The following is a 14,051-nucleotide window of genomic DNA, read 5'->3' on the forward strand; positions in this document are numbered from 1 at the left end:
TTTGATGAAGCATGTGGTAACCCTGATTCCCGGTGATGGAATCGGGCCAGAAGTATCGACAGCGGCCAGACGGGTACTCGACGCAGCCGGGGTAAACATTGAGTGGGAAGTTGTTCAGGCGGGAGAAACGCTCATCGCTGAGTACGGTACTCCCCTCCCCCAGTATGTGCTGGAATCGATCCGGCGGAACCGGGTTGCTTTAAAGGGCCCATTTACCACGCCGGTGGGTACAGGATTTCGGAGCATTAATGTGGCCCTGCGTAAGGAGCTTGATCTCTATGTTAATCTGCGGCCCGCTAAATCCTTGCCGAACATAATTACCCGGTACGAGAATGTTGATCTGATCATTGTGCGGGAAAATACGGAAGACCTATACATGGGAATCGAGCACATGGTTGGCCAGGATGCAGCGGAAAGCATCAAGATCATCACCCGCCAGGGCTCAGAGCGCGTGGTGCGTTTCGCTTTTGAGCTGGCGCGAAAACAGGACCGCCGTAAAGTCACGGCGGTCCACAAAGCCAACATCATGAAGCTGACGGACGGTTTGTTTCTCAATACCGCGCGGCGGGTGGCCGCCGATTATCCAGACCTGGAGTTTGAAGAAATAATTGTTGACGCCTGTGCCATGAAACTCGTGCAGAACCCGGGCGACTTTGATGTCCTGGTGATGCCTAACCTCTATGGTGATATCCTGTCTGACCTGTGTGCCGGTTTCATCGGTGGCCTGGGGGTAGCGCCAGGAGCCAACATCGGTGATGGAGTAGCGATCTTCGAGCCGGTTCACGGGAGTGCGCCGGGGTTGGCTGGACAGAATAAGGCGAATCCATTGGCCACCATTCTCTCCGGGGTGATGATGCTCGAATACCTGGGGGAATACGCGGCAGCGGCGAACATTCGACAGGCGGTTAATCAGGTTTTGTTGGAGAAGCTTCAGGTGACTGCTGACCTGGGCGGCCGTGCAGGGACCGTAGAAATGACGGATGCGATCATCGCCAGACTAAAAAATTAGTGACACGCATTTTTTTCTGTGCTACAATACTATTAGTTACATGATTCCCAAAAGTTGAGATGAGTCGAGTTGAGCTGAGCTTGGGGCGGCTGAGCCGAGTTTAGATTGTTTTGTACCCAGACCGGGCTCTTGCCCGGTTTTGTATTTTATCCCACGTTTTTTTATCCCAGGTTTTGCGGAACGGGAGATGGTAAATTTGCCGGTTAAGTTGCTGATGGGGAATGAGGCCATTGCCTATGGAGCGCTGGAGGCGGGTGTCCAGGTGGCAACCGCTTACCCTGGAACGCCTGCTTCGGAGATTTTCTCCACGCTGGCTGAGTTGGCCAAGGAGTATGGCTTTTATGCCGAGTGGTCTGTTAACGAAAAGGTGGCCTTAGAGGTGGCGGCGGGGGCAGCCTATGCCGGGGCGAGAGCGATTGTTAGCATGAAGCAAGTGGGCCTGAACGTAGCCGCTGATCCGTTGATGACCCTGGCCTACATTGGTGTCAAAGGCGGACTGGTGTTAGCGGTGGCTGATGACCCGGGTCCGCACAGCTCGCAAAATGAGCAGGACACGCGTAAATTTGCCCAGTTTGCCAAGCTGCCCGTCCTGGATCCCGCAAGTCCAGCGGAAGCGAAAGAAATGACAAAAGCCGCCTTTGAATTATCCGAGAAATTGTCTCTGCCGGTGATCCTGCGTCCCACCACCCGGACCTGTCACGTCTGTCAGGATGTACCCGTGGGCGAACGGATACCACGGCAAACCAGGGTCTACTTCCAGAAGGACCCGGGGTGGACGATCATGCCAGGGCTGGCCGCCCGCCGGCACCCCTGGCTTAATGCTCAACAGGAAAAAGCACGGGAGTTTTTTAATGGTTCGCCGTTCAACCAGGCGATAATCAGAAACCGCGTCGGGATTATCACTTCGGGGGTTAGCTTTAACTACGTTCAGGAAGCCCTGGATTTGCTGGAACAGGAGGCTTCCATCTTGAAAATCGGCACCCCTTATCCCCTGCCCGACCGGGTGGTTCTCAACTTTCTGGGTCAGGTTGACCGGGTGCTCGTGGTCGAGGAACAGGAGCCGGTCGTGGAAGACCAAGTCATTGCCCTGGCTTGGAAAAATAAGTTAGGCGTGACGATCTCCGGTAAACATGACTGTCTGGTTCCCCGTGAAGGCGAGTTCGATGTTGATAAGGTCAAAGACATGCTGACAACCTTCTTTGGTTTGGCCCCAAGTGTGGCCACTCGGCCGCAGCTGCCGCCCTTGCCCCTGCGGACACCCGTCCTGTGTGCGGGTTGCCCCCACCGAGCCTCGTTCTATGCTTTTAAGCAGGCAGCGGCTGGGCAGGATGCAGTGTTTACGGGTGACATCGGTTGCTATACGCTGGGTGTCATCCCGCCTCTTAACACGGTGGACACCTGTTTGTGCATGGGCGCCAGTGTCACGATTGCGACCGGGCTGGCCAGGGTCGAACCGGCGCGCAAACACGTGGCCTTCCTGGGGGACTCGACCTTCTTTCATACCGGCTTGCCCGGATTGGTTAACGCGGTATACAACCAGGCCGACATTACGCTGGTGGTGCTGGATAACCGGACGACCGCGATGACGGGTTTTCAACCCCATCCCGGTTTGGGACGGACGGCTCTGGACCAGGTAACAAAACAGCTGGACATTGTCAAAATCGCTGCTGCCTGCGGGGTAGAGTTGGTTTGCGAAGTTGACCCCTATGATCTGGCTACAGCCAAGCAGGTAGCTCGCAAGGCCATAGCCTTCCCTGGACCGGCGGTGGTGATCATGAAGCGCGAGTGTGTCCATTTGGTCCCGAAGAGATCGGTTTTTCGGGTTAATGTGAACAATTGCGTGAATTGTAAAATCTGTCTAGAGGAATTTGGCTGTCCAGCCATTACCCTGGACGGCGAACAGGTGATGATCACGGACAACTGCAGCGGATGTGGTGTCTGTGCCCAGGTTTGTCCTGTGGCCGCCATTGAGGAGGTGCAACTGTGAAGATTGACATTGTCATCGCCGGAGTGGGGGGACAGGGGAATGTCTTGATGTCCAGGATTTTAGCCCGGGCGGCCATGGAGGCCGGGCTGGCGGTGCGAACCTCCGAAGTGATCGGGATGGCCCAGCGGGGTGGGCCGGTGACCAGCCAGGTCAGAATGGGTGATGCTCTTTACGGCGGGCTTATCCCCGACCGGCAGGCCGACATTATCCTGGGATTGGAACTGGCGGAGACAGTCCGCGTTCTGCCCAAACTGAAGCCAGGTGGCCGGGTGATCACCAGTTCTACCAGCCTGGTGCCGGTTTCCGTTGCGGTTGGTCTGTCAACCTATGATCGGGAGGCCCTCTTGCAGTACCTACAAACCATGACTTCCCGGCCGGTGATCTTCGACGCCGTAAGTCTGGCCCTTCAGGTAGGTAACGCCAGGGCAGCAAACGTCGTGCTGCTGGGGGCCTTATCCACGCTACCAGTTCTCCCTTTTTCTCCAGAAACGCTAATGCGGTGCTGCCTGGAGTCTATCCCAGCACAGTTCCAATCCATTAACCAAAAAGCTTTTGAACTTGGCCGTCGTATTATGGAGGTGGATTAAATTGAACGGGCAACTAGCCAGAAACCCCAAGCCTGACACGGTTAACCTGGAGGCTATTGCGTCCTACCAGGAACCAAAACTGCGGGAAATGATCACTCGGCTTTATGCAAATTCGCCCTTCTACCGTGCCAAGCTGGATCAGGCTGGAATTAAACCTGTTGATATTCAAACCATGGCGGATTTAAGTAAAGTTCCCTTCACGACGAAAGAAGAGCTGCGCCTGGGTTATCCACTTGGTTTAATGGCTGTGCCCGAGGAGGAGATCGTGCGCATCCATTCCTCGTCGGGAACAACAGGCAAACCGATCATTATCCCTTATACCCGGCAAGATGTGGAGACCTGGGCTGAAATGATGGCCCGCTGTCTGGCCATGGCCGGTGTGACCAGGCGAGACCGGGTCCAGATCACACCCGGCTACGGTTTATGGACGGCCGGCATCGGTTTTCAGGCTGGGGTGGAAAGGCTAGGGGCAATGGCGATACCCACCGGCCCGGGCAACACGGAAAAACAGTTGGAGATGATGATTGATCTCCAAACCACAGTTTTGATCGGTACTGCCTCCTACGGACTACTGCTGGCTGAGGAGATCCATCGGCGCGGGCTGCGGGACAAGATAAGCCTGCGGGTGGGCATTTTCGGTTCGGAACGCTGGGGTAATCACATGCGGGCACGAATTGAGAAGCTCTTGGCGATCGAAACCTTTGATATTTACGGCTTAACGGAAATCTATGGCCCGGGGATCGCCATTGATTGCCCTGAGCACGCGGGGATGCATTACTGGTGGGATCATCTGCTGTTTGAAATCATTGACCCGCATACTGGCCAGCCTTTACCGGCCGGAGAGCAGGGGGAATTGGTTATCACCACGTTAACTAAGGAAGGCATGCCGCTTCTGCGGTTCCGCACCCGGGATATCACCAGGATTATCGCCGAACAGTGTGCCTGTGGGAGCAACTGTCCCATGATCGAAAAAGTCCTGGGTCGCAGTGATGATCGGATCAAGGTGAAAGGGGTCAACATTTACCCGGGGCAGTTGGAAGACGTGCTGGAAATGACGGAAGGGGCTTCCAGCGAATATCAGATCATCATCTCGCGCCAGGATGCCAAGGATTATCTACTGTTGAAAGTTGAACATGAAGAGGGATACAATCCCGAAGAAGTAGCCACCCGTTTGCGGCGAAACATCAAAGCCCGGATCGGCATTGCTGTCGATGTGGAGTGTCTGCCCGTGGCTTCTTTACCCCGAAGTGAAAAGAAGAGCAAACGGATTTTTGATTACCGCGAGTATTAACCCTTTGCCGGGTAAAACAGGGTAAAATTATATAAATAATGTGATCGGCAAATAAGAGCCAGGGTTCACGCTATAACAGGACCCCGGCTTTAATTTTTTTACATACAGGACTCTGATTTAAACTTAAAAGGATGTTTTTTCTCATCACTCATCTCAAAAGGAGAATTTTTGGTCCCAAGTAATAAAAATTCTGCCGATCTTGAATACTAAATTTAGATGCAAAAACAAGCTTGCAGGGAGGTGAGAAATGTGCCAAGAAAAACAACGAAAACCACCGATACTGACAAAGGGAAGCGGCAACATGCAGCCGAAATTGAGGGCGGAGTGATGATTCGTCCGGTGCCGCTCACCCGGGGTGAACAGGTCACCATCACCTACGATGGGCTGTTGTCCTATGCCGGCGCGGATCAAGTTTATCTTCACAGCGGTTTTGGCAGTAACCAGAACTGGCAACAGGTATATGATCACAAAATGGTGCGGACTGCCCGAGGATGGGAAACAACCTTTGAGATAACTGATGGCAGTCGGCTGAATTTTTGTTTTAAGGATAGTGCCAATAACTGGGATAACAATTATGGTAAAAACTGGAGTTACGAAATTCACGAGGGTGATTTATAGGAGGTCGGCTAACGATGATGACAGGAAAACAGGAACCGGGAGGAATTACTATCAATCCTTACCCGCTTAATGCGGGGGAATTGGTCACCGTCACGTATAATGGTTTGCTGGCCCAATCAGGTGCCGATCAGGTTTACCTGCATATGGGTTACGGTGATGGCTGGCACAACACCCAGGATCTCAAAATGCAAAAAACTCAGCGTGGCTGGGAAAAAAGTTTTTCCCTGACTGAAGCAGGCTCCCTGAATCTTTGTTTTAAAGATAGTGCCAATAACTGGGATAACAATAACGGAAAGAACTGGACCTACCCCATTGATAACCCGCGATTCACTACCTAGGTAGAGATTGTGCCTGAAAAAGAGTTCCTACCTTCGCCAGGGGTAGGAACTTTTTGTTTATTAATTGTCCAGTCAGTGCATACAAACAATTTGCCGGGCAAAAAATATGAGGAATAAGGCAAATTTAATAAGGAGGTAAAAGGCTATGCAGATCTTGATGCTGTCTTGGGAGTACCCTCCCCGCAGTGTTGGTGGTTTGGGCCAGCATGTTTATGAATTATCCCGGGCCTTGAGCCGTCAGGGACAGGAAGTTCACGTGATTACCTGCGGTATTGAGGGAGCTGCTCCTTTCGAGGTGGTCGATGGGGTCAAGGTTCACCGTGTTCAGCCCTATACCCTGCATGCGCCAGACCTGATCACCTGGGTGCTCCAGCTTAATTTGAGTATGTTGGAGTACGCCATCCGCCTCATCAACACAGGAGGGGGAGTGGATTTGATTCATGCCCACGATTGGCTAACGGCATATGCTGGACGGGCGCTCAAGCATGCTTATCGATTACCACTGGTGGCCACCATCCACGCGACCGAATATGGACGAAATCACGGACTGCATAATGACCAGCAGCGGTACATCAGTGGGGTAGAATGGTGGCTGACCTACGAAGCCTGGCGGGTAATCTGCTGTAGTTATTACATGAAGAACGAGGTCAAGGGAGTTTTCCAGTTGCCAGACGACAAAATTCGGGTTATCCCGAATGGGGTTAATCCGCAGAACTTTGTGGTTAGTGAGAATGAGCCGTACAATCGGGACGATTATGCTCACCCGAGTGAAAAAATCGTCTTTTACGTCGGGCGGCTGGTGCATGAAAAAGGAGTCCAGGTTTTACTAGAGGCGGCTCCCAAAATTCTGGCCTCTTACCCGCGCACGAAGTTCATCATTGCTGGACGTGGACCAAATGAAAACTATCTCAAACATCGAGCCCAAGAGTTGGGGATCTCCAACTCTGTTTACTTCACGGGCTATATAGACGATCAGACCCGCAACCGACTGTATTCCTATGCCAATGTAGCGGTCTTTCCCAGCCTTTATGAACCTTTTGGCATCGTTGCTCTGGAGGCGATGGCAGCCAGAACGCCAGTAGTGGTTTCTGATACCGGGGGCTTAGCGGAAATCATTGAAGAAGGGGTTGATGGACTCAAGGCCCACCCTGGTTCCTCCGACTCACTGGCGGCGCGGATCCTAGAGATTCTATATCAGCCTCACCTCGGCCAGCGGTTGAGGGAAAAGGCTTACAGCAAAGTTGTCCGTCACTTTAATTGGGAAGAAATTGCCGAACAAACCATGGCACTCTACCAGGAGGTGCGCATTCAGTACGCCAAGAGTATCTGGGCACCGCCGAACGCCTTAGAAAATGCGTTGAAACATTCTTCCCGCTATCGGACAAATCGAGTGGGTGAACCAAGAGTTAGCTAGCCTAACGTCGAGTCATATTTGTGGTTTACAGTAAGTAACATCAGGATAGACAGGAGTTGTAGCCCATGAAAGTGATCATTATGGCCGGGGGTGAGGGCACGCGCCTGCGCCCCCTTACGTGCGACCGGCCCAAACCAATGGTGCCGATCATGAACCGACCCATTATGGAGCATATTGTGAATCTGCTCAAACAGCACGGGCTGACCGAAATTGGTGTCACCCTGCAGTACCTACCTGAAGCGATCAAGAGCTACTTTGGGGACGGTGGTGAATTTGGCGTCCAGATGCGTTATTTTGTGGAAGAGGTCCCGCTGGGAACGGCCGGAAGTGTGAAGAATGCCGAAGCGTTTCTGGATGATACCTTTCTGGTTATCAGTGGGGACGCTTTAACCGATCTGGACCTGTCGGCGGCGATCGCTTTTCACCGGGAAAAGAAGTCGATAGCCACGATTGTCTTAACCGTGGTTGATTCCCCACTCGAGTACGGGGTGGTGATTACGGAACAGCAGGGGCGAATCACTCAGTTTTTAGAAAAACCGAGTTGGGGCGAAGTCTTTTCCGATCAGGTAAACACCGGGATCTACATTCTGGAACCGGAAGTGCTTACTTATTTCAAAGCCGGCCAAAACTTTGACTTCAGCAAGGACCTGTTCCCTCTGCTGCTTAAACACAATCAGCCGTTGTACGGCTGCGTGGTGCCGGGCTACTGGTGTGATGTCGGCAACCTCCAGCAGTATCAGCAGGCCCACACAGATATCTTGGCTGGCCGGGTTAAAGTCAATATCCCCGGCCGCTGTGTGGGGGACCAGATCTGGGTTGGGCCGGGGAGCGAGATCCATCCAACGGCCAGTCTGCGGGGTCCCCTTTTGATCGGTGATAACTGTCAAATTGGGCCGGATGTGGTGATTGAGCCTTACTCGGTTTTGGGTAACAACACGGTGGTCGAAGCCAGGGCCTCCGTCAAACGCAGTATCCTCTGGGACAGCAATTACATCGGCAAAAAGGCTGAACTGCGCGGCGCTACCCTGGGCAACCGGGTAAAAGTGAAACCCAATTCCTTTATCTTTGAGGGGGCGGTGATCGGTGACGATACGGTCATCAATTCTCAGAGCATTATTAAACCCAATGTAAAAATCTGGCCGGCCAAAGTCATTGACCAGGGCACTGTGGTCAATGACAGTCTGGTCTGGGGGACGCGCTGCGCTCGCAGTCTCTTTGGTGCCAACGGGGTAACCGGTCAGATCAACCTGGAAATCACGCCGGAATTTATGACCAAGCTCGGAGCGGCTTATGGTACCTGGCTGGGGAATTCGGCCCGGGTGGCAGTCAGTGCTGATGCTTATGGCGCCTCGCAAATGCTGAAAAAAGCGCTGATTGCGGGGATTCTCTCTACCGGGGTAACGGTTTTCGATTTGGGCAAGGCCACGACGCCGGTCTGCCGGTTCTCGGTCCGTTCCCTCGAGGTCAAAGGAGGAATCCACGTCAAAATTGCTCCGAACGACCTGGATAAGATTATCCTCACCTTCATCAACTCACAGGGCGCGGATATCTCTAAAGGCGATGAGCGCAAAATCGAGGGGTTGTTTACTCGGGAGGAGTTCCGGCGGATCGCCAGCCAGGAGGTAGCCGAGGCGACAAATCTACCCCAACTGAATGAGACTTATCTGGAAAACTTACGGGCTTCGGTTAACCAGGCCGGAATTAAAAACGAAGGTTTTAAGCTGCTTCTTGATTATGATCCCGAAAACATGTCGCGCCTCGTCCCTACGCTTTTGAGCGAACTTGGTTGTTCAGTTACGCGGTTTGAGCTACCGGGGAACAGTGGGCCAGGTCGGCCGCGAAATTTTGCTGACATTGTTAAGCAACTGCCGCAATTGGCGGAAACGGTCAAAAGAAAAGGGGCAGACTTGGGAGTGGTGATGGATAACAACGGTGAGCAGCTCATCTTGATCGATGAAAAAGGGCAGGTGATCAGTGATGAATTGTTTACGGCCCTGGTTTCGCTGATTATTTTGAAATCTCGGGTTGGCGGAACTGTCGCGGTGCCGGTAACTGCCCCCAGGGTGATTGAACAAATGGCGCGTCAATACGATGGCCGGGTTGTGCGGACCAAGGTCGGACCCCAGTCTTTTATGGAAAAAGTCCTGAGCCAGGATATTGTGGCCATTCAAGGGGAATTCTCCCAGTTTCAACTTCATTTTGATGCCCTGGCGGCCCTGATTAAAATCATGGAATATTTAAGCCAAAACGGGATCCGGCTTTCGGAGCTCCGGGAAGCAATTCCCCAGTTCCACCTGAGTCAGAAGGCGATTGACTGCCCGTGGGAAGCCAAGGGCAGGGTGATGCGCACCCTGATCGAAGAAAAACAGGGCGAAAAGGTTGAACTTCTAGAGGGGATCAAGGTTTACCACGATGAAGGCTGGGCCCTGGTCCTGCCGGATGCGGACGAGCCGTTGTGTCGGGTTTACAGCGAAGGTTTTTCTCAGGAGATTGCCGACTCGCTAACCGAGATGTATGCCGGCCGGATCAATGAGATTGCCAGGGGACAGGAGCAGACGGTAGAGTAAGTAACAGTTTTAGTTAGATAAAGCCCATCCTTGATTCGGCAAGGTGGGCTTAGAATTTTTTTGTTTTGAAGTTAATCATTAATTTATTTAAGCAGGAAATTCATTAAATAATATTGTAATGATATGTTGAACAAGTTAGAAGTCACTTTAGATCCTTTCATAATTGGTGCTACACTGCACCATCATGGTGCAGTGTTTGACCGGTCAGATTTCTCTAGTGTTTGTGGAACCTTGTGATTACGCTAGCTTCTCTAAGTGGCATGAAACTTGCTTAATAAACTAATGTAGCTGTTTGAATATTTATTATCATGATTTTATGTCAACTGGCACTGCCCAACCCAGGAAGAGGAGCTATATCCTGGGTTCTTGCAATCAGGAGGTGGTTGATTAACTACGGTATGATTAGCTTGGTTTTATTGTTCAACTAATCATCGTGGTAACCAACTTGTACAAGAAACGGTAATCGAGCTATGACAGGAGGAGTGTTAAGTGGAAGCTACGGAAAAAGAGAAAGATTTGAGCCTTATAATTACTGCTACGGCTGTCGGTATGTCATTATTTATCGTCATTACAACCCTTGCTTTTCCGCTTACGGCGATGATTCAGCGGGCGGTTATTCTGGCGATGAGTTTCTTGATCATTTTCTTGCAGAATCCGCTACTGAAGAAAAGAGGCAAGGCTGCCTGGTACGATTATCTCTGGGCTTTGTTGTCCTTGGTTGTTGGCCTTTACGTTGTGTTTAATTTTAAAAGCGTAGTAGGTCGGATGGGTTCGCCCAATACGATTGATTTGCTCTTGGGTGGCCTGTGCATCATCATGGTTCTTGATGCGACTCGTCGAGCCATTGGTTGGCCTTTGCCGATCGCGACTAGTCTGTTTTTGTTGTATACATACTTTGGAGATCTAATCCCGGGAAAATTTGGCCATCGCGGTTATGACCTTGAGCGGATCATTAATCAGATGTACATGACTACGGAAGGAATATTTGGTGTTCCCCTCGGTGTAGTAGTGACCATTGTTTTCCTCTTTATCCTGTTTGGTTCTTTTTTGGAGAAAAGTGGGGGAGGAAATTTCTTCATTAATTTTGCCATTGCGGTGGCGGGCCGAGCAAAGGGTGGGCCGGCGAAGATCGCGGTTATCGGGAGTGGCCTGATGGGCATGATTTCGGGCAGTAGTATCGCCAACGTGGCGACAGTCGGCACCCTGACTATTCCCTTAATGAAGCGTGTCGGTTACCGGCCGGAGTTCGCGGCGGCGGTGGAAGCGGCCGCGTCAACGGGCGGACAAATCATGCCGCCGGTCATGGGGGCGGGAGCTTTTATCATGGCCGAATTTACCCAAACCCCCTATCTGGCGATCATTATCGCGGCGGCGATTCCGGCGATCTTATATTATTTCAGTTTGTACATGAATGTTCACTATGAGGCTTGCCGAACCGGTATGGAAGGTTTACCTGACGAAGAGTGCCCCAAGGTTCGAGATGTAATGCGGGACGGTTGGGTGTATATTGTTCCTTTGGTATCGTTGATGGCGATTTTGATCATGGGATACAGCCCGGCCCGGGCTGCTTTTATCGGGATCGCGTTGCTGATCGTTGCGAGTATGTTCAGGGTGGCTACCCGCATGAAGCCTAAAGATATCTGGGACGCTTTGCGTGATGCTGGCCTGGGAGTGTGTTCAATCGCGGCCGCTTGCGCCTGTGCGGGAATGATCGTCGGATCAGTCAGTATGACTGGCTTGGGCATCAAGTTTTCCAACCTGATCGGGTCAATGGCGGGTGGCAAAGAAATCCTGGCCCTGATCTTGACGGCCATCGCTGGGCTAATCTTAGGAATGGCTTTACCGACCACGGCCAATTACATTGTCCAGGCGTCGGTGGCGGCGCCGGCTCTGGTGGCCCTGGGAGTTCCGATGCTGACCGCCCACTTGTTTGTCTTTTACTTCGGAGTGTTTGCTGACATTACACCGCCAGTAGCCCTGGCGGCTTACACGGCCGCCGGCATCGCCAAGGCTGACCCGATGCGGGCCGGGGGGATCGCTTCGAAGAACGTTATGGTGGCTTATCTGATCCCCTTCCTGTTCGTGTATTTCCCGGCTCTCATGGCTAAAGCGCCGGCTCTGGATATCGTGATGACAACCCTGGCTGCTTTGCTGGGGGTGGTGGCCTTGAGCGCGGCCTGGTCAAACTACTTCCAACGTCCGTGTAATATTCTGGAACGGTTGCTATTAGTGGTCAGCGCGGTGATGTTGATTTATCCCGAGTACAAGACCAGTTTGATCGGGCTGGCTTTGTTAACCGCGATTTATTTGTGGCAGCGGAAAAGTAGTAAAAATAGTGTCGTCAGGGGAGCTTAAATACCAGATGTGAGGCCAGAGGCCATTATTAGCCTATAGATTAAAGATTTGAATCTGCTTAAACAAAAAGGAGGTGGCTATAGCGGCAGGTAGGGCAAGTGTAGCCGGGATAGACATGGCCAGGCCTATGAAATAGCACAATAAACAAGGAGGTTATAATGGTGAAAAGATTTGGTAAACTGACCAGTGTTGTTTTGGTTGTCGTTATGCTCTTTAGCATTGCCTTAGTTGCAGGTTGTGGCGGTAAAGATCAGGCGGCTGCGCCAAAAACGAAGAACATCTCCATTTCTACTGGCGCAACCAGTGGGACGTATTATCCGTTGGGTACAGCAATTGCCAGTGTTTGGACCAACGCCGGGATTGGCTTGAATGTAACCGCTGAATCTACCGGTGGATCCGTGGAAAATGCCCGTCTGCTTGGGAAAAAGCAAACAGAAGTTGGTTTTGTTGAATCACTGGTGGCTGACTATGCATTAAACGGGAAGGAATGGTTTAAAGACCAAAAAATTGACAACATTCGCGGGCTTGTTTCGCTTTACCCCAATACGATTCAGAAAGTAGTCAAGACCAAATCGGGGATCAAATCTTACGCCGACCTGAAGGGTAAAAAAGTAGCCGTTGGCGTACAGGGTGGTTCAACGCCGTTCAATGTCCAGGCTGTCTTGGAAGCTTATGGCTTAACAATGAACGATATTAAGCCGCAGTACCTGGCCTTTGGACCGGCGATGGAACTCTTGAAGGATGATCAGGTCGACGCGGTGGTTGTGGACGCGGGTTACCCGAACTCGACCATTATTGACGTGAGTACCCAGCATCAAGTCAAAATCTTGTCCATTGATCCTGATAAGGTCAAAAAGATTAAGGAGAAGTACCCATTCTTCTCTGATGTGGTAGTTATTCCAAAGGGTACCTACAAGGGTATTGATGAGGATATCACCACTACCGGTTCGCTGGCGACCCTCTGTGTGCGGGCTGACCTACCTGAAGATATGGTCTACAAGATGACCAAGACCCTGTTTGAGAAAAAAGATGACATAGCCAAAGTCCACGAAAAAGGAAAGAGTATTAATCTGAAAACTGCTGTTAATGGAATTTCCATCCCGTTACACCCAGGGGCGGAGAAATACTATAAAGAACAGGGTATTTTGAAGTAACATATTGTCAAAGTAACAAAGCCGGCTGGTGGATATGCACCAGCCTTATACTTTTATTACTGGCATTACTTCCTCACTTGCCGGTCTCCATTTTGAAGAAGCTTTTTCCTACGTCTCTTTTTTATTTACCGTTGCCTTGATAAGTCTCAGCCGCTACAGCCGTCCCGATCACCCCAGCCGCGTTTGGTCCCATGGGGTGTATGAGAATCCAATTGTGTTCACCCGGATAATTGGTGCGATTCGGCACCAAGAAGGATTATATCGGGCAGGAATTGCTTGATTTATGGCGAACCAGAACGGAGTAGGATTTGGATGTTTTGTTTGAGGGAGAATGATTCCGAGTGGAGGAGGATGCCAAGTGGGAAAGACTCGCAAAAGAAAATCAATTGTTTACGAAAAAGTAGTTTTGCCGGCAATCCTGGCTTCTTTGCCCGACGGAGTGGTAGTGGTTGACGAAGCGGGAATGATTATCGAGATAAATGCGGCAGCTGAGACGCTGTTGCAGATCAGCGGAAAAGAAAATAAGGGCAAAGAACTGGGGCAATGTGTGCCCAACTTGAAACTTAAGGAGATCCTACAATCACAAAAACCCAGGGAAAACATAAAATTATGCAAAGTAATTGCTTATGTCAAGTCGAGTGCAAAAATAATTGAAAAAGCTCAATTCATGATAGAAATACTATCCATAATCCTTCAAGATGAAAGTGATGCTGAAGCATCCATCATATTGA

Annotated in this window: 11 protein-coding genes; all 11 read left to right on the top strand. The window is 51.2% G+C overall.

All coding sequences use genetic code 11. The features are described from left to right. The first annotated feature begins 4 nt into the window (after positions 1-4). Positions 5-1,009, top strand: coding sequence for an isocitrate/isopropylmalate dehydrogenase family protein (locus HPY81_01655; GenBank protein NPV26166.1), 1,005 nt, complete (start codon positions 5-7; stop codon positions 1,007-1,009). Between the two features lie 187 nt (positions 1,010-1,196). Beyond that, positions 1,197-2,996, top strand: a complete 1,800-nt coding sequence (gene iorA / locus HPY81_01660; protein ID NPV26167.1) for an indolepyruvate ferredoxin oxidoreductase subunit alpha — start codon at positions 1,197-1,199, stop codon at positions 2,994-2,996. Next, entirely contained in the window at positions 2,993-3,583 is a 591-nt protein-coding gene (locus HPY81_01665; protein ID NPV26168.1) for an indolepyruvate oxidoreductase subunit beta, read from the top strand. The genes iorA and HPY81_01665 overlap by 4 nt, the downstream gene beginning before the upstream one ends. An 88-nt stretch (positions 3,584-3,671) precedes the next feature. Next, positions 3,672-4,874, top strand: a complete 1,203-nt coding sequence (locus tag HPY81_01670) for a phenylacetate--CoA ligase (GenBank protein ID NPV26169.1) — start codon at positions 3,672-3,674, stop codon at positions 4,872-4,874. 216 nt (positions 4,875-5,090) lie between these two features. Further along, positions 5,091-5,492: a carbohydrate-binding protein gene (locus HPY81_01675; GenBank protein ID NPV26170.1), complete on the top strand. Its 402-nt coding sequence runs from the start codon at positions 5,091-5,093 to the stop codon at positions 5,490-5,492. Positions 5,493-5,506: 14 nt separating this feature from the next. After that, the gene (locus tag HPY81_01680; protein ID NPV26171.1) at positions 5,507-5,830 is read left to right on the top strand and encodes a carbohydrate-binding protein; all 324 of its coding nucleotides are present in this window, start codon (positions 5,507-5,509) and stop codon (positions 5,828-5,830) included. 145 nt (positions 5,831-5,975) lie between these two features. Continuing rightward, the gene (locus tag HPY81_01685) at positions 5,976-7,244 is read left to right on the top strand and encodes a glycosyltransferase family 4 protein (GenBank protein ID NPV26172.1); all 1,269 of its coding nucleotides are present in this window, start codon (positions 5,976-5,978) and stop codon (positions 7,242-7,244) included. A 65-nt stretch (positions 7,245-7,309) separates the two neighbouring features. Beyond that, positions 7,310-9,811, top strand: coding sequence for an NTP transferase domain-containing protein (locus HPY81_01690; protein NPV26173.1), 2,502 nt, complete (start codon positions 7,310-7,312; stop codon positions 9,809-9,811). A 489-nt stretch (positions 9,812-10,300) separates the two neighbouring features. Beyond that, positions 10,301-12,166, top strand: a complete 1,866-nt coding sequence (locus HPY81_01695) for a TRAP transporter permease (protein ID NPV26174.1) — start codon at positions 10,301-10,303, stop codon at positions 12,164-12,166. Positions 12,167-12,327: 161 nt separating this feature from the next. Continuing rightward, positions 12,328-13,320: a TAXI family TRAP transporter solute-binding subunit gene (locus HPY81_01700; protein ID NPV26175.1), complete on the top strand. Its 993-nt coding sequence runs from the start codon at positions 12,328-12,330 to the stop codon at positions 13,318-13,320. Between the two features lie 358 nt (positions 13,321-13,678). Further along, a partial coding sequence (locus HPY81_01705) for a PAS domain-containing protein (GenBank protein ID NPV26176.1) occupies positions 13,679-14,051 on the top strand: 373 nt, incomplete at its 3' end.

Source organism: Bacillota bacterium (assembly GCA_013178045.1).
GTDB lineage: Bacteria > Bacillota > Ch66 > Ch66 > Ch66 > Ch66.

Coding starts and splice junctions, on each gene's coding strand:
- HPY81_01655 (NPV26166.1), top strand. CDS start 5: ATGAAGCATGTGGTAACCCTGATTCCCGGTGATGGAATCGGGCCAGAA.
- iorA (NPV26167.1), top strand. CDS start 1,197: ATGGTAAATTTGCCGGTTAAGTTGCTGATGGGGAATGAGGCCATTGCC.
- HPY81_01670 (NPV26169.1), top strand. CDS start 3,672: ATGATCACTCGGCTTTATGCAAATTCGCCCTTCTACCGTGCCAAGCTG.
- HPY81_01675 (NPV26170.1), top strand. CDS start 5,091: ATGCAAAAACAAGCTTGCAGGGAGGTGAGAAATGTGCCAAGAAAAACA.
- HPY81_01680 (NPV26171.1), top strand. CDS start 5,507: ATGATGACAGGAAAACAGGAACCGGGAGGAATTACTATCAATCCTTAC.
- HPY81_01685 (NPV26172.1), top strand. CDS start 5,976: ATGCAGATCTTGATGCTGTCTTGGGAGTACCCTCCCCGCAGTGTTGGT.
- HPY81_01690 (NPV26173.1), top strand. CDS start 7,310: ATGAAAGTGATCATTATGGCCGGGGGTGAGGGCACGCGCCTGCGCCCC.